Origin of the sequence: Streptomyces sp. NPDC046860 (assembly GCF_040645115.1) — a bacterium.
Taxonomy (GTDB): domain Bacteria; phylum Actinomycetota; class Actinomycetes; order Streptomycetales; family Streptomycetaceae; genus Streptomyces.
On the sequence record NZ_JBEYXQ010000017.1, the window covers coordinates 54,777 to 77,643 of the forward strand.

A 22,867-nucleotide genomic window follows, 5' to 3' on the forward strand; every position below is an offset into this window, starting at 1 on the left:
ATGCCCGGCCGCCGATCGAGAGCCCGAACCAGGAACGTCTGCGCGTCCACGGCCGGCTGAGCCGATGGGCGCCGATCGCTCGTACGCGTACGGTGCCGCCGCCGGACTCCTCGGTGATCTCCTCCTGGGCGACCCCCGCCGCATGCATCCCGTCGCCGCCTTCGGGCGGGCCGCCGGGCACGCGGAACGCGCGCTGTGGCACGACCACCGCGGCTGGGGCGCGCTGCACACCCTGCTGTGCGCCGGAGGAGCCACCGCGCTCGGAGCCGCGGCCGCACGCGCCGTACGCGCCGTATGTCCAGGCCCCGCCGCGTCCGCCGCGCTGACCGCCGCGGCCACCTGGGCCGTCGTCGGCGGCACCTCACTCGCCCGCGAGGCGGTCGCCGTCGGGCGCGCCCTGGAGCGCGGCGACCTCCCGGCCGCCCGTGCCCGGCTGCCGCACCTGTGCGGCCGGGACCCCGAGACGCTGGACGCCGACGCGATCGCGCGCGCCGTGGTGGAGTCGGTCGCGGAGAACACCTCCGACGCCGTCGTGGGCGCCCTGGTGTGGGGCGCGGTCGCCGGGGTTCCCGGGCTGCTCGGGTTCCGTGCCGTGAACACGCTGGACGCGATGGTCGGGCACAAGTCGCCACGGCTGCGCCGCTTCGGCTGGGCCGCCGCCCGCCTCGACGATGTCGCGGGCTGGCCCGGCGCCCGGCTCACCGCCCTGCTCGCCACCCTCGCCGGGGACGACCCGCGCGGGGCGGCACGGGCCTGGCGGGCGGACGCGCACCGGCACCCGAGCCCCAACGCGGGCCCGGTGGAAGCCTCCTTCGCGGGCGCGCTCGGCGTACGGCTGGGCGGCACCCTCTCCTACGGCGGCCGGGTCGAACACCGGCCCGTCCTCAACGGCACCGAACGGCCCGTTCGGGTCGCCGACATCGACCGGGCGGTACGGCTCTCCCGCCGGGTCGGTCTGCTCGCGCTCGGCGTCACCCTCGCCGCGCGCCTCACCGGAAAGGGGCGGGGCAGGTGAACGGTGGTCTTCTGGTCGCCGGTACGACCTCGGACGCGGGCAAGAGCGTCGTGACGGCCGGGATCTGCCGGTGGCTGGTCCGGCAGGGCGTCAAGGTGGCGCCGTTCAAGGGGCAGAACATGTCCCTGAACTCCTTCGTGACCCGCGAGGGCGCGGAGATCGGGCGGGCGCAGGCCATGCAGGCCCAGGCGTGCCGCGTCGAGCCGACCGCGCTGATGAACCCGGTGCTGCTCAAGCCCGGCGGCGAACGCAGCAGCCAAGTGGTGCTGCTGGGCGAGCCGGTGGGCGAGCTGAGCGCGCGCGGCTACCACGGCGGCCGTCAACAGGCCCTGCTGGGAACGGTGCTGGACTGCCTCGCCGAACTGCGGGGCACGTATGACGCGGTGATCTGTGAGGGCGCGGGTTCCCCCGCTGAGATCAACCTGCGGCGCACCGACATCGTCAACATGGGCGTGGCGCGGGGCGCGCGGCTGCCGGTCCTCGTCGTCGGCGACATCGACCGGGGCGGAGTCTTCGCGTCCTTCTTCGGCACCGTCGCCCTGCTCTCCCCCGAGGACCAGGCACTGGTCGCCGGGTTCCTGGTGAACAAGTTCCGCGGTGACGTGACGCTGCTGGAACCGGGCCTGGACATGCTGCGCGGCCTCACCGGGCGGCACACCTACGGCGTGCTGCCGTTCCGGCACGGGCTCGGCATCGACGAGGAGGACGGGCTGCGGGTCTCCCTGCGCGGGGCGGTCCGGGAGTCGACGGTCGCTCCGCCCGTGGGCGAGGACGTGCTGCGGGTCGCCGTGTGCGCGGTCCCGCTGATGTCCAACTTCACCGACGTGGACGCCCTCGCCGCCGAACCCGGCGTCGTGGTCCGCTTCGTGGACCGGCCCGAGGAACTGACGGACGCCGACCTCGTGGTGGTGCCGGGCACGCGCGGCACCGTACGGGCGCTTCAGTGGCTGCGCGAGCGGGGTCTCGCGGACGCGCTCGCGCGCCGGGCCGCCGAGGGGCGTCCGGTGCTCGGGATCTGCGGCGGCTTCCAGCTGCTCGGCGAGCACATCGAGGACGACGTCGAGTCCCGCGCCGGCAGCGTGCCGGGGCTCGGACTGCTCCCGGTGCGGGTGCGGTTCCACGCCGGCAAGACCCTGGCCCGGCCGACCGGGGAAGCCCTGGGCGAGCCCGTCGAGGGGTACGAGATCCATCACGGGGTCGCCGAGGTGCTGGGCGGTGACCCCTTCCTGGACGGCTGCCGGACGGGCTCCGTGTGGGGCACCCACTGGCACGGCTCCCTGGAGTCGGACGGCTTCCGGCGCGCCTTCCTGCGCGAGGTCGCCGACGCGGCCGGACGCCGCTTCGTCCCGGCCCCCGGCACGTCGTTCGCCGCGCTGCGCGAGGAGCAGCTCGACCTGCTCGGCGACCTCATCGAACACCACGCGGACACGGACGCGCTCTGGCGGCTCATCGAGTCGGGCGCGCCCGCAGGACTGCCCTTCATTCCACCGGGAGCGCCCGCATGAGCACAGTGTTGCTGCTGTCCACCGCCGACACCGACCTGCTGGCCGCCCGCGCCAGCGGCGCCGACTACCGCATCGGCAACCCGTCCCGCACGGACGCCGCCGAGGACCTGCCCGCGCTGCTCGACGGCGCGGACCTCGCGGTCGTCCGCCTGCTGGGCGGCAAGCGGGCCTGGGAGGACGGGCTCGCCGCGCTGAAGGCGTCCGGAGTGCCGACGGTGCTGCTCGGCGGCGAGAGCGTGCCGGACGCCGAGCTGATGGCCGAGTCGACAGCACCGGCCGGGGTCGTCGCGGAGGCGCTGCGCTATCTGGTCGAGGGCGGCCCGGCGAACCTGCTGGAGCTGTCCCGGTTCCTGTCCGACACCGTCCTGCTGACCGGCGAGGGCTTCGAGGAGCCGCACCGGATGCCGGAGTTCGGCACGCACGGTGCCTACGAGCAGCGTGCGGGCCGCCCGACCGTGGGCGTGCTCTTCTACCGGGCGCACGAACTCAGCGGCAACACCGCCTTCGTGGACACCCTGTGCGCGGCGGTCGAGGAGCGCGGCGCCAACGCCCTGCCGGTGTACTGCGGTTCGCTGCGCGACGCGGACGCCGGGCTGTACGAGCTGCTGGGCCGGGCCGACGCCCTCATCGCCACCGTGCTCGCGGCCGGCGGGGCGCACGCCTCGGCCGCCTCGGCGGGCGGCGACGAGGAGGCGTGGGACATCGGCGCCCTCGCGGACCTGAACGTGCCGGTGCTGCAGGGGCTCTGCCTCACCTCCACGCGGGCCGCCTGGGACGCCTCGGACGCCGCCCTGTCCCCCATGGACGCCGCGATGCAGGTCGCCATCCCGGAGTTCGACGGCCGCCTGATCACCGTGCCGTTCTCCTTCAAGGAGCCCGGCCCGGACGAGGTCCCGGTCTACGTCGCCGACCCCGAGCGCGCCGCACGGGTCGCCGGGATCGCCGTACGGCACGCGGCCCTGCGCCACAAGCCGAACGCGGAGAAGCGGATCGCGCTGGTCTTCACCGCCTACCCCACCAAGCACTCCCGCGTCGGCAACGCCGTCGGCCTGGACACCCCCGCCTCGGCGGTCCGGGTGCTGGACGCGCTGCGGGACGCCGGGTACGGCGTGAGTGAACACCCCTCCGAGGGTGACGAGTTGATCCACCGGCTCATCGCGGCCGGCGGGCACGACGTGGAGTGGCTGACCGAGGAGCAGCTCGCCGCCGCGCCCGCCCGGGTGCCGCTCGCCGACTACCGGGCCTGGTTCGACACCCTCGACCCCGAACTGCGCGACGCCATGCTGGAGGCGTGGGGCGAGCCGCCGGGCAGCCTGTACGTGGACGGCGACGACATCGTGCTCGCCTCCCTGCGGTTCGGGAACGTCGTCGTGATGATCCAGCCGCCGCGCGGCTTCGGCGAGAACCCCATCGCGATCTACCACGACCCCGACATGCCGCCCTCGCACCACTACCTGGCCGCCTACCGGTGGCTGGAGAACAGTTTCGGCGCGGACGCGGTCGTGCACATGGGCAAGCACGGCACGATGGAGTGGCTGCCGGGCAAGGGCCTGGGCCTCTCGCGCGGCTGCGCCCCGGACGCGGTGCTCGGCGAAGTCCCCCTGATCTACCCGTTCATCGTCAACGACCCCGGCGAGGGCACCCAGGCCAAGCGGCGCGGGCACGCCACCGTGGTCGACCACCTGGTGCCGCCGATGGCCCGCGCCGACACCTACGGCGACCTCGCCAAGCTGGAACAGCTGCTGGACGAGTACGCGCTCGTCTCCGACCTGGACCCGACGAAGGCCCCGGCCGTGCGCGCCCAGATCTGGACCCTGGTCAAGGCCGCCGAGCTCCACCACGACCTGCACGTGGACGAGCAGCCGGAGGACGACGACTTCGACTCGTTCGTCATGCACATCGACGGCTACCTGTGCGAGATCAAGGACGTGCAGATCCGCGACGGACTGCACATCCTGGGCGGCGGACCCGAGGGCGAGCCCCGCGTCAACCTGGTCCTGGCCGTGCTGCGCGCCTCCCAGGTGTGGGGCGGCCAGGCGAACGCCCTGCCCGGACTGCGGGCCGCGCTCGCCCAGCACTTCGGGCTGGTGGAGAAGGAGCTGCTGGCCGAGCCGGGCGCGCCGGTGAAGGTGCCGGTGGAGCTGACCGACCTGGCCGAGGGCCCGGCACGCACCGGGGCCGACGCGGTCGACCTGCTGGAGAAGCTGTGCCGGGGCATCGCCGAGGGCATGGAGGCGCGGGACTGGGACCGGGCGGCCGTACCGGCGGTGCTGGACGAGGTGCTCGGCTTCGAACTGACCGACGCCACCGCCGTGCTGGAGTTCGCCTGCACGGAGGTCGTGCCCCGGCTCGCCCGGACCACCGACGAGATCGGGCACATCCTCCGCGCGCTGGACGGCGGTTACGTCCCGGCGGGGCCCTCCGGGTCGCCCACGCGGGGTCTGGTCAACGTGCTGCCGACCGGCCGCAACTTCTACTCCGTCGACCCCAAGGCGATCCCGTCCCGCTTGAGTTGGGAGGTCGGGCAGTCCCTCGCGGACTCGCTGGTGCAGCGGTACCTGGCCGACACCGGGGAGTACCCGAAGTCGGTCGGCCTCACCGTGTGGGGCACCTCCGCCATGCGGACCCAGGGCGACGACATCGCGGAGATCCTCGCGCTGCTGGGCTGCCGCCCGGTGTGGGACGACGCCTCGCGCCGGGTCACCGGCTTCGAGATCGTGCCGCCGGCCGAGCTGGGGCGCCCGCGCATCGACGTCACCGTCCGGATCTCCGGCTTCTTCCGGGACGCGTTCCCGCACGTGGTCGGGCTGATCGACGACGCGGTGCGCGCGGTGGCCGAGCTGGACGAGCCCGGCGAGTCCAACTACGTCCGCGCCCACGTCGAGGAGGACACCGCCGAGCACGGCGACCGCCGCCGCGCCACGGCCCGCGTCTTCGGCTCCAAGCCGGGCGCGTACGGCGCGGGGCTGCTCCCGCTGATCGACGCGCGGAACTGGCGCAGTGACGCCGACCTCGCCGAGGTGTACGCGGTCTGGGGCGGCTACGCCTACGGGCGCGGGCTGGACGGGCGCGCGGCGCGCGGGGACATGGAGACGGCGTTCAAGCGGATCGCGGTGGCGGCGAAGAACGTCGACACCAGGGAGCACGACCTCGTCGACGCGGACGACTACTTCCAGTACCACGGCGGCATGGTGGCGATGGTCCGCCACCTGACCGGCACCAGCCCCGAGGCGTACGTGGGCGACTCGGCCGTCCCCGACCAGGTCAAGACCCGCACCCTCGGCGAGGAGACCCACCGCGTCTTCCGCGCCCGCGTGGTCAACCCGCGCTGGATGGCCGCGATGCGCAGGCACGGCTACAAGGGCGCCTTCGAGATGGCGGCGACCGTGGACTACCTGTTCGGGTACGACGCCACGGCGGGCGTGGTGGACGACTGGATGTACGAGAAGCTCAGCGCCGAGTACGTCTTCGACCCGGAGAACCAGGACTTCATGAAGAAGTCCAACCCGTGGGCCCTGCGCGGCATCACCGAGCGCCTGCTGGAGGCGGCGGACCGGGGGCTGTGGGAGGAGCCGGACCAGGAGACCTTGGAGCGGCTGCGGGCGACGTATCTGGAACTCGAGGGAGAGCTGGAGGGAGACGAGTGAGCACGCGATTCCCGTTCACCGCGGTGGTCGGGCAGCAGGATCTGCAACTGGCCCTGCTGCTCAACGCCGTCGCGCCGAACATCGGCGGGGTGCTCGTGCGGGGCGAGAAGGGCACCGCGAAGAGCACCGCCGTACGCGCCCTGGCGGCGCTGCTGCCCGAGGTCGAGGTGGTCGCCGGGTGCCGGTTCTCCTGTGATCCGGCTTCGCCCGATCCGACCTGCCCGGACGGGCCGCACACCGTGGAGGCGGCCGAGGCGCGGGACGCGCGGATGGTCGAGCTGCCGGTCGGGGCGTCCGAGGACCGGCTCGTCGGGGCGCTGGACATCGAGCGGGCTCTCGCGGAGGGCGTCAAGGCGTTCGAGCCGGGCCTGCTCGCGTCGGCCAACCGGGGCATCCTCTACGTCGACGAAGTCAACCTGCTGCACGACCACTTGGTGGACGTGCTGCTGGACGCGGCCGCGATGGGGGCCTCGTACGTCGAGCGTGAGGGTGTCTCCGTACGGCACGCCGCGCGGTTCCTGCTCGTCGGGACGATGAACCCCGAAGAGGGCGAGCTGCGGCCGCAGTTGCTCGACCGGTTCGGGCTGACGGTCGAGGTCGCCGCCTCGCGGGAGCCGGAGCAGCGGGTGGAGGTCGTGCGGCGCAGGCTGGCGTACGACGACGACCCGGCCGCCTTCGCGGCGCGCTGGGCCGACGAGGAGCGTGCTGTACGGCAACGCATCGTCGCGGCACGGGAGTTGCTGCCCAAGGTGCGGCTGGGTGACGGGGCGCTGAAGCAGATCGCGGCGACCTGTGCCGCGTTCGAGGTGGACGGCATGCGGGCCGACATCGTGATGGCGCGTACCGCGACCGCGCTGGCCGCGTGGGACGGGCGCGGCGATGTGCTCGCCGAGGACGTGCGGCAGGCCGCGCTGCTGGCGCTGCCCCACCGCAGGCGACGCAACCCCTTCGACGCGCCCGGACTGGACGAGGACAAGCTCGACCAGACGCTGGAGGAGTCGGCCGGGGACGACGACCCCGACCCCGGCGGCCCTGACGGCGGGGGCGGTCAGCCCTCGCCGGAGGAGGGCCCGCAGGGCGGGGACGCCGGCGGTGCGCGGCCGGAGGACGGTGAGGGCGGCGAGCCCCAGCCGTCCGCCGGGGGTGCGGGTGAGCAGGCGCCGGCGCGGGCCGCGGAGCCGTTCCGTACCAAGGCGCTGACCGTGCCCGGTGTCGGGGCAGGTGCGGCCGGGCGGCGTTCGCGGGCGCGGACCGAGCGCGGGCGGACCACCGGTGCGCTGCGGCCGCGCGGCGCGCTGACGAAGCTGCATCTGGCGGCGACCGTACGCGCCGCCGCGCCGCATCAGCGGGCGCGGGGCCGGTCCGGGCCGGGTCTGGTGGTGCGCCGGGACGATCTGCGGCAGGCGGCGCGGGAGGGGCGCGAGGGGAACCTCGTGCTGTTCGTGGTGGACGCCTCCGGTTCGATGGCCGCGCGGCAGCGGATGAGCGCGGTGAAGGGTGCCGTGCTGTCGCTGCTGCTGGACGCCTACCAGCGGCGGGACAAGGTCGGTCTGGTGACGTTCCGGGGTTCGGCGGCCGAGGTCGCGCTGCCGCCGACCTCGTCGGTGGACGCGGCGGCGGCCCGGCTGGAGTCGCTGCCGACGGGCGGCCGTACGCCGCTGGCGGCGGGGCTGCTGAAGGCGCACGACGTGCTGCGGGTGGAGCGGCTGCGGGACCCCTCGCGGCGGGCGCTGCTGGTGGTGGTGACGGACGGCCGGGCGACCGGTGGTCCGGAGCCGGTGGCGCTGGCGGGGCGGGCGGCGCGGCTGTTCGGCGCGGAGTCGGTGGCCTCGGTGGTCGTGGACTGCGAGTCGGGGCCGGTGCGGCTGGGGCTCGCGGGGCGGCTGGCCGAGGAGCTGGGCGGTACGGCGGTGACGCTGGAGGAGCTGCGGGCGGACGCGATCGCCGGGCTGGTCAGGGATGTGCGGGGGACGACGTCGAGGAGGGCAGCGTAGTGCCGCAGGGACAGCCGAGTGTGGTGCCGGACGACGGGCTGACGACGCGGCAGCGGCGCAACCGTCCGCTGGTGGTCGTGCACACGGGCATCGGGAAGGGCAAGTCGACGGCGGCGTTCGGGCTGGCGTTGCGGGCCTGGAACCAGGGGTGGCCGATCGGGGTGTTCCAGTTCGTCAAGTCGGCGAAGTGGAAGGTCGGCGAGGAGAACGCGCTGCGGGTGCTGGGTGCCTCCGGCGAGGGCGGTCCGGTGGACTGGCACAAGATGGGCGAGGGCTGGTCCTGGGTGCAGCGGGACGCGCAGCTCGACAACGAGGAGAAGGCGCGGGAGGGGTGGGCGCAGGTCAAGCGGGACCTGGCCGCCGAGACGTACCGGCTGTACGTGCTGGACGAGTTCGCCTACCCGATGCACTGGGGGTGGGTGGACGTGGAGGAGGTCGTCGAGGTGCTGCGGGCCCGGCCGGGCACCCAGCACGTGGTGATCACCGGGCGCAACGCGCCCGCCCCGCTGGTGGAGTTCGCGGATCTGGTCACCGACATGTCCAAGGTGAAGCACCCGATGGACGCCGGGCAGAAGGGGCAGAGGGGCATCGAGTGGTGATGTCCGTACCCCGGCTGGTCGTCGCCGCGCCCTCCTCGGGCAGTGGGAAGACCACCGTCGCCACGGGGCTGATGGCCGCGTTCGCCGCGCGGGGGCTCGCCGTGTCCGGGCACAAGGTGGGGCCGGACTACATCGATCCCGGGTACCACGCGCTCGCCACCGGGCGGACGGGGCGCAATCTCGACGCGTACCTGTGCGGGCCGGAGCTGGTCGCTCCGCTGTTCGCACACGGTGCTCAGGGCTGTGATCTGGCCGTGGTCGAGGGCGTGATGGGGCTGTACGACGGGGCCGCCGGGCAGGGTGAGCTGGCGTCCACGGCGCAGGTGGCGAAGCTGCTCCGGGCGCCGGTGGTGCTGGTCGTGGACGCGTCGTCGCAGTCGCGGTCGGTGGCCGCGCTGGTGCACGGGTTCGCCTCCTGGGACACGGGCGTGCGGATCGGGGGCGTGATCCTGAACAAGGTGGCCTCGGAGCGGCACGAGGCGCTGCTGCGGGAGGCGCTGGAGGAGTCGGGGGTGCCGGTGCTGGGCGCGCTGCGGCGGGCCTCGCAGGTGGATACGCCTTCTCGGCATCTCGGTCTGGTGCCGGTCGCCGAGCGGGGTGCTGCCGCGGTGTCCGCGGTCGCGGCGATGGGGGCGCAGGTTGCTGCCGGGTGCGACCTGGACGCGCTGATGGCGCTGGCGCGTGGTGCGGGGGCGTTGCCGGGTGACGGGTGGTCTGCGGCTGAGGCCCTTGCCTTGCCCACCCACGACCACCCGTCTCGGTTGGCTGAGAGGCGGGGCGACGACAGCAACGCTGCACGTGAGCGGCCCGTCATCGCCGTCGCCGGCGGACCCGCGTTCACCTTCTCCTACGCCGAGCACGCCGAGTTGCTCGATGCCGCCGGGGCCGACGTCGTCACCTTTGACCCTCTGCGGGACGAGCGGTTGCCCGAGGGGACTCGGGGGCTCGTCATCGGTGGGGGGTTTCCCGAGGTCTACGCGAGTGAGCTGGGGGCCAATGAGTCGCTGCGCGAGGAGATCGCCGCGCTGGCCCTCTCCGGGGCGCCTGTTGCCGCCGAGTGCGCGGGGTTGCTCTACCTGTGCCGGGAGCTGGACGGGATTCCCATGTGCGGGGTGCTGGACGCGTCCGCGCGGATGGGCGAGCGGCTGACGCTCGGGTACCGGGACGCGGTGGCCGTCGGGGACAGCGTGCTGGCGGTGGCCGGGACCCGGATGCGGGGGCACGAGTTCCACCGGACCGTGATCGAGCCGGGGGCCGGGGAGGCGCCCGCGTGGGGGATCGTCGCGCCCGCGCGGCGGGTGGAGGGGTTCGTACGGGGGGGCGTGCACGCGAGTTATCTGCATACGCACTGGGCGTCGGAGCCCGGGGTGGCCCGGAGATTCACGGAGAGGTGCCGGACGTCATGAGCAGCAGGCTGGTCGGGGTCGGAGTGGGGCCGGGTGACCCGGAGCTGGTGACGGTGAAGGGGGTCAACGCGCTGCGGGCCGCCGATGTGGTGGTCGTACCGGTGATGGACACCCTGGAGCGGGGCCGGGCGGAGGCGACGGTGCTGCACCACGTGTCCGGGCAGAAGATCGTCCGGGTGGTGTTCGCGCTGAACGAGCGGACGGACCGCGCGCGCCGGGAGGCCGCGTGGGACGCGGCGGGCGCGCGGGTGGCGGAGCTGCTGCGGGAGCACGCGTACGTGGCGTTCGCGACCATCGGCGACCCCAACGTGTACTCCACCTTCACCTACCTCGCGCAGACGCTGAAGGAGCTGCTGCCGGAGCTGGTTGTCGAGACCGTGCCCGGCATCACCGCGATGCAGGACCTCGCGGCCAGGTCGGGCGCGGTGCTGACCGAGGGCACCGAGCCGCTGACGCTGGTGCCGGTGACGGCGGGCGAGGCGGCGCTGAAGGAGGCGCTGGCGGGTCCGGGGACCGTGGTGGCGTACAAGTTCGGGCGGCGCGCGGCCGAGGTGGCCGAGGCGCTGCGGGAGGCCGGCCGGCTTCAGGACGCGGTGTGGGGCTCGGCGCTGGGCCTGCCGGAGGAGTCCGTACGGCCCGCCGCCGAGCTGGACGGGGACGCGCTGCCGTACCTGTCGACGCTCATAGCGCCGCCCCGGCGCGAGGGCGGCCGGGGCGGGAAGCTGTGAGCGGGTCAGCCGCCGGAGAGTCCGACCACCAGCCAGATGAAGGCCACGCCCGCGACGGTGCAGAGCACGGTGGAGCGGGCCGGGTGGTCGTGGTGGGCCTCGGGGAGGATCTCGGCGGCGGCGAGGTAGAGCAGCGCGCCGCCGAAGAGGCCGAGGTAGCCGCCGAGCAGCGGTCCGGGGACGTGGAGGAACACGGTCGACAGCGCGCCCAGCAACGGCGCGCAGGCGTCGGCCACCAGCATGGCCACGGCCCGGCGGCGGGCGTTGCCGTACAGGCTGGTGATGGTGAAGGTGTTGAAGCCGTCGGCGAAGTCGTGCGCGATCACGGCGAGGGCGACGGACACGCCGGGGCCGTCGCCGATCTGGAAGGCGGCGCCGATGGCCACGCCGTCCATGAAGCTGTGCCCCACCATGGCGGCGGCCGCCGTCAGGCCCACCTCGGGCGCCCGGTGGGTGTGCTCTCCGGCGCCGTGGGCGGCCTGGCGTCCGGCGAGGAGACGTTCCACCAGATGGGCCAGCAGGAACCCGGCGACGAACAGCACGAGCGCCGCCGGTACGCCGAACACCTTGTGCCCGGCCGCCTCCAGCGCCTCGGGCAGCAGGTCGAACCCGACGACGCCCAGCATCAGGCCGCCCGCCAGGCCCAGGACCAGGTGACGGCGGTCGGTCACGCGCTGCGCCGTCCAGCCGCCGGCCAGCGTCATCAGGAACGCGCCGAGCGCGACAAGGACCGCCATAAGCCCTTGCTATCCGATGCGGGGCCCTGTGCGCACATCCAGCGACCCGCGAACCCCGCCAGACCCTGACATTCGTCCGGGTTTCACCTGTCACATCCGGACCACGCGTCCGGGCTTCCCTCGAGGAGAGGACCCTTCCCATGGCCGATGCCCCCGCCGGCAAGGTGACGTTCGTCGGTGCCGGGCCCGGTGCCGCCGATCTGCTGACGTTCCGCGCGGCCCGCGCGATCGCGGAGGCGGACGTGGTGATCTGGGCGGCCAGTCTGGTCCGCGCCGAGGTGCTGGAGCACGCCCGCGCGGACGCGGAGGTCCTGGACTCGGCGACGCTGTCCCTGGAGGACGTGGTGGCCGTGTACCGGCGTGCCCACGCGGAGGGGCTGAAGGTGGCCCGCGTGCACTCCGGGGACCCCTCGCTGTGGGGCGGCACGCAGGAGCAGGTGGACCGGTGCGCGGAGGTCGGGATCGCCACGGAGATCGTGCCGGGCGTCTCGTCGTTCTCGGCGGTGGCGGCGCTCGCGGGGCGGGAGCTGACCATCCCGGAGGTGGCGCAGTCGGTGATCCTGACCCGGCTCGGCGGCGGCAAGACGCCGATGCCGCCCGGCGAGGAGGTGCGCGAGTTCGCGCGGCACGGCACCACGATGGCGGTGTTCCTGTCGGCGGCGCGCAGCGGCCAGCTGGTGCGCGAGCTGCTGGAGGGCGGCTACCCGACGTCCACCCCGGTCGTGGTCGCCCATCAGGTGACCTGGCCGGAGGAGCTGGTGGTGCGGTGCACCATCGGCACCCTGGAGGAGACGGTCAAGGAGCACAAGCTGTGGAAGCACACCCTGTTCCTGGTCGGTGCGGCGCTGGACGCGCACGGCACCCGCTCGCACCTGTACCACCCCGGCCACTTCCACGGCTTCCGCAAGGCCGACCCCGAGGCGCGGCGGGCGCTGCGTGAGCGGGGGGCGAACAGTTGATCACGGTCGTCGGCGCGGGGACGGGCGCCCCGCTCCCGCCGGACGCGCTGGCCGGGGCCCAGCTGGTGGTCGGCGGGCGGCGCCATCTGGACGCCGCGCCGGTGCCCGGGGGCGCGGCACGCGTGGTGCTCGGCCCGCTGGCGCCCGCCCTGGACGCGATCGGGGAGTACGTGGCCGAGGAGCGGCCGGTGACGGTGCTGGCCTCGGGTGATCCGGGGTTCTTCGGGATCGTGCGGGTGCTGGCCGAGCGCTTCGGGGCCGGGGCGCTGGATGTGCGGCCGGGGGTGTCCTCGGTGGCGGGTGCCTTCGCCCGGCTGGGGCTGACCTGGGACGACGCGGTCGTGGTGAGCGCGCACGGGCGGGATCTGCGGACCGCGGTGAACGTGTGCCGGGCGCGCCCGAAGGTCGCCGTGCTGACCGGTCCGGGCTCGGGTCCGGCCGAGCTGGGCGCCCGGCTGGACGGTACGGGCCGGGTGCTGGTCGTGGTGCGCGCGCTCGGTGATCCGGAGCGGGAGCGGGTGGAGCGGGTGACGCCGGCCGAGGCCGCCGCGCGGGACTGGGGGCCTGCGGTGAGCGTGGTGCTGTGCCTGGACGAGAGCCGTGACGAGGACGGTCCGCGCACGCTCGCCGGTCCGGGTGCCGGACCGGCGCGGTGGGCGCTGGCGGAGGACGAGTTCGCGCACCGGGACTCGATGATCACCAAGTTCGAGGTGCGGGCGCTGGCGCTCGCCCGGCTCGGGCCGCGCCTGGGCGATCTGGTGTGGGACGTGGGCGCGGGGTCGGGCTCGGTGGCGGTGGAGTGCGCGCGGCTCGGCGCGGCCGTGACCGCCGTGGAGAAGACCGAGGACGGCGCCGGACGGGTACGGGCCAACGCCCGCGCCCACGGCGTCGACGTGAGCGTGGTGCACGGCACCGCCCCTAAGGCGCTGGCCGGTCTCGACGAACCCGACGCGGTGTTCGTGGGCGGTGGCGGACGTGATCTGCCCGCCGTGGTCGGCGTCTGCGCTAAGCGGGCGCGGCGGACGGTCGTGGTGGCCGTGGCCGCGCTGGACCGGGTCGGCCCGGTGCGCGAGGCGCTGACGCGGGCCGGGCTGAGCTGCGACGGGGTGCTGTTGCAGTCGTCGCGGCTGGCGCCGCTGCCGGGTGAGGTGACCCGGCTGGCGGCCGGCAACCCCGTTTTCCTGCTGTGGGGCGACCGCCTCCCGGCACGGAGTGAAGGAGGAGTCCAGTGATCGGCCTGATTTCCGCCACCGCGGCGGGGGCGGCGGCCCGCGACCGGCTGGCCGCGGCCTGGCCGGACCGTACGCGGGTGTACGAAGGCCCGGCCGGGGAGGCCGTACGGGCGGCGTTCGCGGAGTGCGGGCAGTTGGTGTGCTTCCTGGCCACCGGTGCCACGGTCCGGCTGCTGGCCCCGCTGCTCGGGGACAAGGCGGCCGATCCGGGTGTGGTGTGCGTGGACGAGGGCGGCCGGTTCGCGGTGTCCCTGGTCGGCGGGCACGGCGGAGGCGCCAATGAACTGGCCTACGAGGTGGCCGGGTTGCTGGGTGCGGAGCCCGTGGTGACGACGGCGACGGACGCGGTGGGCCTGGCCGGGCTGGACACCCTGGGCCTGCCGGTCGAGGGCGCGGTCGCGGCGGTGTCGCGGGCGCTGCTGGACGGTGAGCCGGTGGCGCTGGAGGCCGAGGTGCCCTGGCCGCTGCCACCGGTGCCTTTTGCCGAACAGGGCGCGCACACGGTGCGGTTGACCGACCGGGCCGTGCGACCCGGCCCGCGGGAGGTGCTGTTGCGGCCGCCGACCCTGGTGGTGGGCGTCGGCGCGTCCAAGGATGCGCCGGTCGAGGAGGTGCTCGGGCTGGTCGAGGAGGCGCTGCGCGAGGCGGGCCTCTCGGTGCGCTCGGTGGCCGAACTCGCCACCGTGGACGCCAAGTCGGAGGAGCCCGGCATCGTGGCCGCCGCCGAGCGGCTGGGCGTGCCCCTGGTGACGTACCCGGCGGACGAACTGGCCGCCGTGTCCGTGCCGAACCCCTCCGAGGCGCCCCTCGCGGCGGTCGGCACCCCGTCCGTGGCGGAGGCCGCCGCGCTCAGGAACGGCGGTGAACTCCTCGTACCCAAGCGGAAGTCGGCGGCCACGCCCGCGATGGCGACCTGCGCGGTCGTACGGCGTCCCGGCCGGGGGCGGCTCGCGGTGGTCGGGCTCGGGCCCGGCGCCCGCGACCTGCTCACCCCGCGCGCGGCGGCCGAACTGCGGCGCGCCTCGGTGCTGGTGGGCCTGGACCAGTACGTCGACCAGATCCGCGACCTGATCCGGCCCGGCACCCGGGTGCTGGAGTCGGGTCTCGGCGCGGAGGAGGAGCGGGCGCGTACGGCGGTCGCGGAGGCCCGTGAGGGGCACGCGGTGGCGCTGATCGGCAGCGGGGACGCGGGCGTGTACGCCATGGCCTCCCCGGCGCTGGCCGAGGCGTCCGACGACATCGACGTGGTGGGGGTGCCCGGTGTCACCGCGGCCCTCGCGGCCGGTGCGGTGCTGGGCGCGCCACTGGGCCACGACCACGTGTCGATCAGCCTGTCCGACCTGCACACCCCGTGGGAGGTCATCGAGCGCCGGGTGCGCGCGGCCGCCGAGGCGGACATCGTGGTGACCTTCTACAACCCCCGCTCGCGCGGCCGGGACTGGCAGCTCCCCAAGGCGCTCGCCGTCCTCGCCGGGCACCGGGAGCCGGGGACGCCGGTCGGTGTGGTGCGCAACGCCTCCCGGCCCGACGAGTCCGTGCGGCTGACCACGCTCGCCGCACTGGACCCGGCGACCGTCGACATGATGACGGTGGTCACCGTCGGCAACACCGCCACCCGGAACATCGCCGGGCGCATGGTGACCCCGCGCGGCTACCGCTGGCAGCACGCCCCGGAGGGAGCCCGGTGAGCCGCGTCGTCCACCCCATCGAGCAGGAGTCCTTCCGGCGGCTGCGCGCCCGGCTGGACACCTCCGGCTTCCCGCCGCTGACCCGGGTGGTGGTCGAGCGGGTCATCCACTCCGCCGCCGACCTCGACTACGCAGGCGACCTCGTCACGGCCGAGGACGACCTCCGGCGCGGGCACGCCGCGCTGCACGCGGGGGCGCCGGTCGTCGTGGACGTGGAGATGGTCGCGGCCGGGATCACCCGCCGCGACACCGTCTGCCGGCTGCGGGAGGCCAAGGCCCTTGACGGCCTGACCCGTTCGGCGCACGCGATACGGCTCGCGTACGAGCAGGTCGGCCCCGGCGCGCTGTGGGTGATCGGCTGCGCGCCGACCGCGCTGGAGGAACTGCTCACCCTCGGCGCCGACCCGGCGCTCGTCATCGGGCTGCCGGTCGGCTTCGTGGGCGCCGCCGAGTCCAAGGAGGCGTTGCGCGCGAGCGGGCTGCCCGCCGTGAGCAACGTGTCCGAGAAGGGCGGCTCGGCGGTCGCCGCGGCCGCGCTCAACGCCCTGCTGTACCACCCGACTTCCCCCGAGGAGAAACCGTGACCCCCCAGTCCCCCGCCCTGCTCGTCGCCGGACACGGCACCCGTGACGAGGCCGGCGCCGAGGCGTTCCGCGACTTCGTGAAGGAGCTGGGCCGCCGCCATCCGGAGATCCCCGTCGCGGGCGGCTTCATCGAGCTGTCCCCGCCCCCGCTGGGCGACGCCGTCACCGAGCTGGTCGAGCGGGGCGTGCGCCGGTTCGCCGCCGTGCCGCTGATGCTGGTGTCCGCCGGGCACGCCAAGGGCGACATACCGGCGGCGCTGGCCCGCGAGAAGGAGCGCCACCCGGGCGTGACCTACACCTACGGCCGCCCGCTCGGCCCGCACCCCGCCCTGCTGAGCGTGCTGGAACGCCGGCTGGACGAGGCGCTCGCGGGCACCGGCCGGGAGGACGTGACCGTGCTGCTGGTCGGACGCGGCTCCACCGACCCGGACGCCAACGCCGAGGTCTGCAAGGCGGCCCGCCTGCTGTGGGAGGGGCGCGGATACGCCGGGGTGGAGACGGCGTTCGTGTCGCTCGCGGCGCCGGACGTGCCGAGCGGCCTGGACCGGGTCGCCCGGCTGGGGGCGCGGCGGGTCGTGGTGCTGCCGTACTTCCTGTTCACCGGCATCCTCCCGGAGCGGGTGCGGCGGCAGACCGAGGAGTGGGCGGCCGCGCACCCGGAGATCGAGGTGCGGTCGGCGGACGTGATCGGGCCCGAGCCGGAGCTGCTCGACCTGGTGATGGAGCGGTACGCGGAGGCCGTCGCCGGTGATCTGCGCATGAACTGCGACTCCTGCGTGTACCGGATCGCGCTGCCGGGCTTCGAGGACAAGGTGGGCGCTCCGCAGCAGCCGCACTTCCACCCGGACGACGACGGCCACGACGGCCACGGACACGGTCACCACCACCACGGCGGGCACAGCCACAGCCATGCGCACTGAGGCCGGGCCGGATCTGCGGCACCACGGGGACGCCGAGGTCCGGGACGCCGGGGCCGGTCTGACGGACCTCGCCGTCAACGTCCGCGCGGACACGCCGCCGCGCTGGCTGCGCGAGGAGATCGCCGCCTCGCTGACCGGCCTCGCGGCCTACCCGGACGGGCGGGCCGCGCGGGCGGCGGTGGCGGAGCGGCACGGGCTGCCGGTGGAGCGGGTGCTGCTGACGGCGGGCGCGGCGGAGGCGTTCGTGCTGCTGGCCCGCGCGCTTCGAGTGCGGCGCCCGGTGGTGGTGCATCCGCAGTTCACCGAGCCGGAGGCGGCCCTGCGGGACGCGGGGCACGCGGTGGAGCGGGTGCTGCTGGACGCGCGGGACGGGTTCCGGCTGGACCCGGCCCTGGTGCCCGAGGATGCCGATCTGGTGGTCGTCGGCAACCCGACCAACCCCACCTCGGTGCTCCACCCGGCCGGTGTGCTCACCCGGCTCGCCCGGCCGGGGCGGACGCTGGTGGTCGACGAGGCGTTCATGGACGCGGTGCCGGGTGAGCGGGAGGCGCTGGCCGGGCGGACGGACGTGCCGGGCCTGGTCGTGCTGCGCAGCCTGACCAAGACCTGGGGCCTGGCGGGCCTCCGGGTGGGCTACGTGCTCGGGCCGCCGGACACGGTCGCCGCCCTGGAGCGCGCCCAGCCGCTGTGGCCGGTGTCCACCCCGGCCCTGGCCGCGACCCGGGCCTGTGTGGCCCCGCGGGCCCTCGCCGAGGCGGCCCACGCGGCCCACCGGACGGCCGCCGACCGCGCTCACCTCCTGGCCGGTCTGGCCGGGCTGGCGTCGGACGGCGTGCGGGTCACGGGCCCGGCCGAGGCGCCCTTCGTGCTGCTGGAGGTGCCGGACGCCCAAGGGGTACGGGGGCGTCTGCGCGAGCTGGGTTACGCGGTGCGGCGCGGCGACACCTTCCCCGGTCTGGGGCCGGACTGGCTCCGGGTGGCGGTCCGGGACCGGGCGACGACGGCGGGGTTCGTCGAGGCTCTGGGCAAGGCGCTGGCGTAGGCGGGCGGCCCGCCGCCGGGGCTCAGCCCCGGCGCCTGCGGGCCAGCGTCACCGCTCCCCCGCCGAGCAGGAGCAGGGCCAGCGCGCCGCCCGCGACGTACGGGGTGGCGGAACTGCCGCCGGTCTCGGCGAGGTCGCCGCGCGCGCCCTGGGGCCCGGCCTTGGCCTCGGGCTCCCGCATGGGCTCGGCGGACTCCTGGTTCTCAGGCTGAGCGGACTCGCGCTTCTCGGGCTCGGCCGCCCCGGCCGGTGCCGTCTCCTCCTCCGGCGCCCCTTCCGGCGTCTCGCAGGTGGCCTCGGCCAGGGTGACCGTGCCCGTCACCTCGGCCACGTTCAGCCGCAGCGGGTCCACGGAGACCTTGAGCCGCAGCGCGGTGGCGGCCGCCGTGCCGGAGGTGGTCCGGCGCTCGGCGAGGTCGAGGCGGACCTCGCCGACGCCGGGCACGCGGACCTCGGTCGGGCCGCCCGCGGTGAGGGTGGTGCGCTTGCCGAACACGGTGACCGCGCCGAGGACGTTCGCCTCGGCCTCGGGCTTCCGCCCGGCCACGCAGGTGGCCCGCGCGGTGACCGTGCCGACCTCGACCAGGGCGAGCAGCGGGAGTCCGGGCACGTGCAGCCGGGCGTCGGTCAGCCGGACCGTGCCCTCGGCGCGCTCGTCGGTGGCGGTGGCTCTGGCCGAGGCGACGTCGGCGCGCAGCACGGAGAAGGGGCGGCCGCCGTTCACACCGTCGAGCCTGGCCGACAGGGCCGTGCGGTCGGCGCTGCCCGGTGCGCGGACCTCATTGAGGGAGAGCGTGAGCGGGACGTCGGCGGTGTGGTGGAGCAGGCCGACGTCGAGCCCGGCGCGCAGCACGGCGGCGGAGGCGCGTCCGTGACCGCCGGTGGCGTGCGCGGGGCTCGCGCCCAGGAGCAGGGGCGCCGCCGCGAGGACGGTGGCCGTGGTGACGGCGGCGAGGCGACGTGCGGGCATGCGGAAGTTGTCGCTGTTCAAGGCGGTGGACCCCCAGGTGGGACTTGCTTGGGACCCGACAACTTTTACGCACTGTGGGTGAACGGGCGGCGATCCTGAGTTACTTCACTCCATCGTGGGGTTTCCGTCCCCGCTTTCGAATAAGAGGGCACGCCCGTTCCCCCGGCGTCACCCGCTCCTACTGCACGACCCGCCCGTTGAGCACGACCCGGCGGGGCGCCGCGAGCACCCGTACGTCGGCGCGCGGGTCGGACTCGTAGACCACCAGGTCGGCCGGGGCGCCCTCCTCCAGGCCGGGCCGGCCCAGCCAGGCGCGGGCGGCCCAGCTGGTGGCGGCCAGCGCCTCGACGGGCGGGATGCCGGCGGTGACCAGTTCCGCGACCTCGGCGGCGACCAGCCCGTGCGGCAGGGAGCCGCCCGCGTCGGTGCCCACGTACACGGGGATGCCCGCGTCGTAGGCGTCGCGGACCGTGTCGTAGCGCCGCTCGTGGAGGCGGCGCATGTGCGCCGACCAGCGGGGGTACTTGTCGTCGCCGCCCGCCGCGAGGTGCGGGAAGGTGGCGATGTTGACGAGGGTCGGCACGATGGCGACGCCTCGTTCGGCGAACAGCGGGATCAGCTCGGGGGTGAGACCGGTGGCGTGCTCGATGCAGTCGATGCCCGATTCGACCAGGTCGCGCAGGGAACTCTCCGCGAAGCAGTGCGCGGTGACCCGTGCGCCGAGCCGGTGCGCCTCCGCGATGCCCGCCTCGACCGCCTCGCGCGGCCAGCAGGGGGCGAGGTCGCCGACGCCCCGGTCGATCCAGTCGCCGACCAGCTTGACCCAGCCGTCGCCGCGCCGCGCCTCGCGGCCGACGTAGGCGACGAGGTCGGCGGGCTCGATCTCGTGGGCGTAGCCCCGGATGTAGCGCCGGGTGCGGGCGATGTGCCGTCCGGCGCGGATGATCTTCGGGAGGTCGTCGCGGTCGTCCACCCAGCGGGTGTCGGAGGGCGAACCGGCGTCCCGGATCAGCAGCGCCCCGGCCTCGCGGTCGGTGAGCGCCTGCTTCTCGGCGGTGTCCGCGTCGACCGGGCCGTCCGCGCCGAGGCCGACATGGCAGTGGGCGTCGACCAGGCCGGGCAGCGCCCAGCCGTCGACGGTCCGCACGTCACCGGCGCCCGCCGGGCGGTCGTAGGTGACGCGCCCGCCGACCACCCACAGCTCGTCGCGGACGTCGTCGGGCCCGGCCAGGACCCGCCCCTTCACGTGCAGCACCGCGTGATCGCTCATGCACCGCACCTTAGTGAGGCGGGCCCGTCCGCTGAAGCCCCGGCTATTCCGCCGTCTTGCCCGGCGCGTCCTCGACCTCGGCCATCGCCGGGTCCAGGACGCGGGAGAGGAAGTGCCGGGTCCGCTCGTTCTTCGGGTTCCCGATGACCTCCTCGGGGGTGCCCTGCTCGACGATGACACCGCCGTCCATGAAGACGACCCGGTCGGCGACCTCGCGGGCGAAGGTCATCTCGTGGGTGACGACCATCATCGTCATGCCCTCCTCGGCGAGCCCCCGCATCACCGCGAGCACGTCACCGACCAGCTCGGGGTCGAGCGCGGAGGTCGGTTCGTCGAAGAGCATGACCTCGGGGCCCATGGCGAGCGAGCGGGCGATGGCCACGCGCTGCTGCTGGCCGCCGGAGAGCGAGGACGGGTAGGCGCGCGCCTTGTCGGAGAGCCCGACCCGGGCCAGGTTCTCCGCCGCGACCTTCTCCGCCGCCGCCTTGTCCCGGCCGAGCACCCGGCGCTGGGGCAGCGTGAGGTTCTCGGTGACGTCGAGGTGCGGGAACAGGTTGAACTGCTGGAACACCATGCCGATGCGCCGGCGTACGGCGTCGATGTCCACGTCCGGGTCGGTCAGCTCGGTGCCGCCGACCACGATGGTGCCCTGCTGGGGTTCCTCCAGCAGGTTGACGCAGCGCAGCAGGGTGGACTTGCCGGAGCCGGACGGCCCGATGACGCAGACCACCTCGCCCTGGCCGATCTCCAGGTCGACACCGCGCAGGACATGATTGTCGCCGAAGGACTTGTGCAGCCCCTCGACGCGGATCTCGGGCGTGCTCACCGGATCGCCTCCTGGGACTTGGACTCCATCCGCCGTACGACGAAGCCGAGCGGGATGGTGACCAGCAGATAGCACAGGCCGGCCACCAGGATGGGGGTGGAGTTGGCGGTGGTGCTGGCCAGGTCGTTGCCGAACTTGGACAGCTCGCGCTCCTCCAGCGTCACCCCGAGGAACAGCACCAGCGAGGAGTCCTTGAACAGCAGGACCAGTTCGTTGGTGAGCGGCGGCAGGATGATGCGGAACGCCTGCGGGATGACGATCGAGATCATGGCCCGCGCGGGCGAGAAGCCCAGCGAGCGCGCGGCCTCCATCTGTCCCTTGGGCACCGCCTGGATGCCCGCCCGGATCGTCTCGGCCATGTAGGCGGCCGAGACCAGGCCGAGGGCGACGGCGACCTTGCCGTAGGTGCCGCCCGGGTACTGCACGTCCGGGAAGGCCAGCGGCACGCCGACGCCGACGAAGATGAAGATCAGCAGGGCGGGCAGGCCCCGGAAGATCTCGATGTAGATGCCGGCGAGCCAGCGGTACGGCCCCACGGAGGACAGCCGCATCAGGGCGACGACGATGCCCAGCACGAGTCCGACGACGAAGCCGGACAGCGTGTAGAGCACGGTGTTCTTCAGCGCCAGCGTGATGATGTCGGGGAACATCTGCTCGGCGATGGGCAGTTGCGCGAACTGGTTCTTCAGCCGCCCCCAGTCCGCGGAGAACGCGAAGGCGAGGACGGCGGCGACGAAGACGAGGTACTGGGCGCCGCGCGAGAGCCTGCGCCGCTGCCTGCGGGTCAGGCCCTTCTTGCGGGGCTGGACGCGGGTGTCTGTGTCTGCCATGGGTCAGGAGCCCGCGGAGGGAGAGGCGGCGGACGGGTCGTACGGGCCGATCCACTTCTCGTAGATCTTCTTGTACTCGCCGTCGGACTTGGCGCGGGCCAGCGCCTTGTCGATGGCGTCCCGCAGCGCGGTGTTGCCCTTCTTCACCGTGAAGCCGTACTCCTCGCCGGTGTTGATGTTGTCCACCACCTGGAAGGCGGAGGCGTTGGCCTTGTCCTTCAGCCAGCCCTGGACCACCGGGTAGTCGATGACCACGGCCTGGACCTGGCCGGTGCGCAGGCCGTTGAGGACCGCGTCGGAGGAGTGGAAGGAGACCGGGTCGAGGCCCTTGCTCTTGGCGAGGTCCTCACCGGTGGTCTGCGCCTGGGCGCCGAGCTTCTTGCCCTTGAGACCGGCCAGCGACTTGATGCCGCTCTTCTTGTTCACCAGGACGGCCTGGGTGGCGTCGAAGTACGGGTCGGAGAAGTCGACGTTCTTCTTGCGCTCGTCGGTGATCGTCATGCCCGCCGCGGCCAGGTCGCACTGGCCGGAGTTGAGGAAGGCGCCGGTCTTGAAGTTCTCGAACGGCGTGTCCACGATCTTCTGCTTGACGCCCAGGTCCTTGGCGACCAGGTCGATCAGGGAGACGTCGAAGCCCTGCACCTTGCCGTCGACCACCGACTGGAACGGCGGGTAGGGCAGGTGGGTGCAGACGGTCAGCGCTCCGCCGTTGGCGAGGTGGACCCCCTTGACGGTGGTCTTCCCGCCCCCGCCGCCCGAGGAGCAGCCGGCGACGAGCGCGATCGCGGCCGTCGCGGTGATGGCTGCCAGCACACGGGGCCGGCGCTGAAGGAGGGTCTTCATGGGGGGAATCTCCCGATCGGGGGGAACTGTGGGTTCCGATTATAAGGAGAGGTTTGGGCCTCTCAAATCAAA

19 protein-coding genes are annotated in these 22,867 nt (G+C 74.3%); 13 read left to right on the forward strand and 6 right to left on the reverse strand.

The window, feature by feature from the left end; all coding sequences use genetic code 11:
* Positions 1 to 64 precede the first annotated feature (64 nt).
* From ABZ898_RS22820 to cobI, 7 genes are read left to right on the forward strand one after another with little or no spacing between them, the layout of a single operon-like run.
* Positions 65 to 1,015, forward strand: a complete 951-nt coding sequence (locus ABZ898_RS22820) for a cobalamin biosynthesis protein (RefSeq protein ID WP_361661816.1) — start codon at positions 65 to 67, stop codon at positions 1,013 to 1,015.
* Positions 1,012 to 2,520, forward strand: coding sequence for a cobyric acid synthase (locus ABZ898_RS22825; RefSeq protein WP_361661819.1), 1,509 nt, complete (start codon positions 1,012 to 1,014; stop codon positions 2,518 to 2,520). The genes ABZ898_RS22820 and ABZ898_RS22825 overlap by 4 nt, the downstream gene beginning before the upstream one ends.
* The gene (gene cobN / locus ABZ898_RS22830) at positions 2,517 to 6,167 is read left to right on the forward strand and encodes a cobaltochelatase subunit CobN (RefSeq protein ID WP_361661822.1); all 3,651 of its coding nucleotides are present in this window, start codon (positions 2,517 to 2,519) and stop codon (positions 6,165 to 6,167) included. The genes ABZ898_RS22825 and cobN overlap by 4 nt, the downstream gene beginning before the upstream one ends.
* Positions 6,164 to 8,161: a putative cobaltochelatase gene (locus ABZ898_RS22835; RefSeq protein ID WP_361661825.1), complete on the forward strand. Its 1,998-nt coding sequence runs from the start codon at positions 6,164 to 6,166 to the stop codon at positions 8,159 to 8,161. Before cobN ends, ABZ898_RS22835 begins: the two co-directional genes overlap by 4 nt.
* Positions 8,161 to 8,760, forward strand: coding sequence for a cob(I)yrinic acid a,c-diamide adenosyltransferase (gene cobO, locus ABZ898_RS22840; RefSeq protein ID WP_361661828.1), 600 nt, complete (start codon positions 8,161 to 8,163; stop codon positions 8,758 to 8,760). The genes ABZ898_RS22835 and cobO overlap by 1 nt, the downstream gene beginning before the upstream one ends.
* The gene (locus ABZ898_RS22845) at positions 8,760 to 10,166 is read left to right on the forward strand and encodes a cobyrinate a,c-diamide synthase (RefSeq protein WP_361661831.1); all 1,407 of its coding nucleotides are present in this window, start codon (positions 8,760 to 8,762) and stop codon (positions 10,164 to 10,166) included. Before cobO ends, ABZ898_RS22845 begins: the two co-directional genes overlap by 1 nt.
* Positions 10,163 to 10,894, forward strand: coding sequence for a precorrin-2 C(20)-methyltransferase (gene cobI, locus ABZ898_RS22850; protein ID WP_361661833.1), 732 nt, complete (start codon positions 10,163 to 10,165; stop codon positions 10,892 to 10,894). Before ABZ898_RS22845 ends, cobI begins: the two co-directional genes overlap by 4 nt.
* Positions 10,895 to 10,899: 5 nt before the next feature.
* Here the strand turns inward: cobI and ABZ898_RS22855 are convergent, their stop codons facing one another.
* Positions 10,900 to 11,631, reverse strand: a complete 732-nt coding sequence (locus ABZ898_RS22855) for a ZIP family metal transporter (protein WP_361661836.1) — start codon at positions 11,629 to 11,631, stop codon at positions 10,900 to 10,902.
* 140 nt (positions 11,632 to 11,771) lie between these two features.
* On the opposite strand from ABZ898_RS22855, the gene cobM reads away from it, so the two are divergent.
* From cobM to cobC, 6 genes are read left to right on the forward strand one after another with little or no spacing between them, the layout of a single operon-like run.
* Complete coding sequence (gene cobM, locus ABZ898_RS22860; protein WP_361661839.1) at positions 11,772 to 12,590, forward strand: precorrin-4 C(11)-methyltransferase; 819 nt, start codon at positions 11,772 to 11,774, stop codon at positions 12,588 to 12,590.
* On the forward strand, positions 12,587 to 13,822 hold the full coding sequence (cbiE, locus tag ABZ898_RS22865) for a precorrin-6y C5,15-methyltransferase (decarboxylating) subunit CbiE (protein ID WP_361661842.1): 1,236 nt from the start codon (positions 12,587 to 12,589) through the stop codon (positions 13,820 to 13,822). Before cobM ends, cbiE begins: the two co-directional genes overlap by 4 nt.
* Positions 13,819 to 15,510, forward strand: coding sequence for a precorrin-3B C(17)-methyltransferase (cobJ, locus tag ABZ898_RS22870; protein WP_361661845.1), 1,692 nt, complete (start codon positions 13,819 to 13,821; stop codon positions 15,508 to 15,510). The genes cbiE and cobJ overlap by 4 nt, the downstream gene beginning before the upstream one ends.
* Positions 15,507 to 16,094 carry a precorrin-8X methylmutase gene (locus tag ABZ898_RS22875; RefSeq protein WP_361661848.1) on the forward strand — a complete coding sequence of 196 codons (588 nt, stop codon included), beginning with the start codon at positions 15,507 to 15,509 and terminating at the stop codon, positions 16,092 to 16,094. The genes cobJ and ABZ898_RS22875 overlap by 4 nt, the downstream gene beginning before the upstream one ends.
* Positions 16,091 to 17,014: a sirohydrochlorin chelatase gene (locus ABZ898_RS22880; RefSeq protein WP_361661851.1), complete on the forward strand. Its 924-nt coding sequence runs from the start codon at positions 16,091 to 16,093 to the stop codon at positions 17,012 to 17,014. Before ABZ898_RS22875 ends, ABZ898_RS22880 begins: the two co-directional genes overlap by 4 nt.
* Positions 17,004 to 18,056, forward strand: coding sequence for an Rv2231c family pyridoxal phosphate-dependent protein CobC (gene cobC / locus ABZ898_RS22885; RefSeq protein WP_361661854.1), 1,053 nt, complete (start codon positions 17,004 to 17,006; stop codon positions 18,054 to 18,056). The genes ABZ898_RS22880 and cobC overlap by 11 nt, the downstream gene beginning before the upstream one ends.
* Before the next feature lie 22 nt (positions 18,057 to 18,078).
* Here cobC and ABZ898_RS22890 read toward each other — a convergent pair whose 3' ends face one another.
* The 5 genes from ABZ898_RS22890 to ABZ898_RS22910 all read right to left on the reverse strand — a co-directional run bounded on the left by ABZ898_RS22890 (position 18,079) and on the right by ABZ898_RS22910 (position 22,795).
* The gene (locus tag ABZ898_RS22890; RefSeq protein WP_361661857.1) at positions 18,079 to 19,047 is read right to left on the reverse strand and encodes an SCO1860 family LAETG-anchored protein; all 969 of its coding nucleotides are present in this window, start codon (positions 19,045 to 19,047) and stop codon (positions 18,079 to 18,081) included.
* A 157-nt stretch (positions 19,048 to 19,204) separates the two neighbouring features.
* Positions 19,205 to 20,296, reverse strand: a complete 1,092-nt coding sequence (locus ABZ898_RS22895; RefSeq protein ID WP_361661859.1) for an amidohydrolase family protein — start codon at positions 20,294 to 20,296, stop codon at positions 19,205 to 19,207.
* 43 nt (positions 20,297 to 20,339) lie between these two features.
* A complete protein-coding gene (locus ABZ898_RS22900) occupies positions 20,340 to 21,122 on the reverse strand; it encodes an amino acid ABC transporter ATP-binding protein (RefSeq protein WP_361661862.1) in 783 nt (260 codons plus the stop codon).
* Complete coding sequence (locus ABZ898_RS22905; RefSeq protein ID WP_361661865.1) at positions 21,119 to 21,952, reverse strand: amino acid ABC transporter permease; 834 nt, start codon at positions 21,950 to 21,952, stop codon at positions 21,119 to 21,121. Before ABZ898_RS22905 ends, ABZ898_RS22900 begins: the two co-directional genes overlap by 4 nt.
* A 3-nt stretch (positions 21,953 to 21,955) precedes the next feature.
* Complete coding sequence (locus ABZ898_RS22910; RefSeq protein ID WP_361661868.1) at positions 21,956 to 22,795, reverse strand: basic amino acid ABC transporter substrate-binding protein; 840 nt, start codon at positions 22,793 to 22,795, stop codon at positions 21,956 to 21,958.
* Positions 22,796 to 22,867: the final 72 nt, after the last annotated feature.

Coding starts and splice junctions, on each gene's coding strand:
- ABZ898_RS22855 (WP_361661836.1), bottom strand. CDS start 11,631: ATGGCGGTCCTTGTCGCGCTCGGCGCGTTCCTGATGACGCTGGCCGGC.
- cobN (WP_361661822.1), top strand. CDS start 2,517: ATGAGCACAGTGTTGCTGCTGTCCACCGCCGACACCGACCTGCTGGCC.
- cobM (WP_361661839.1), top strand. CDS start 11,772: ATGGCCGATGCCCCCGCCGGCAAGGTGACGTTCGTCGGTGCCGGGCCC.
- ABZ898_RS22820 (WP_361661816.1), top strand. CDS start 65: ATGGGCGCCGATCGCTCGTACGCGTACGGTGCCGCCGCCGGACTCCTC.
- ABZ898_RS22910 (WP_361661868.1), bottom strand. CDS start 22,795: ATGAAGACCCTCCTTCAGCGCCGGCCCCGTGTGCTGGCAGCCATCACC.
- ABZ898_RS22895 (WP_361661859.1), bottom strand. CDS start 20,296: ATGAGCGATCACGCGGTGCTGCACGTGAAGGGGCGGGTCCTGGCCGGG.
- cobI (WP_361661833.1), top strand. CDS start 10,163: ATGAGCAGCAGGCTGGTCGGGGTCGGAGTGGGGCCGGGTGACCCGGAG.
- ABZ898_RS22845 (WP_361661831.1), top strand. CDS start 8,760: ATGTCCGTACCCCGGCTGGTCGTCGCCGCGCCCTCCTCGGGCAGTGGG.
- cobC (WP_361661854.1), top strand. CDS start 17,004: ATGCGCACTGAGGCCGGGCCGGATCTGCGGCACCACGGGGACGCCGAG.
- ABZ898_RS22905 (WP_361661865.1), bottom strand. CDS start 21,952: ATGGCAGACACAGACACCCGCGTCCAGCCCCGCAAGAAGGGCCTGACC.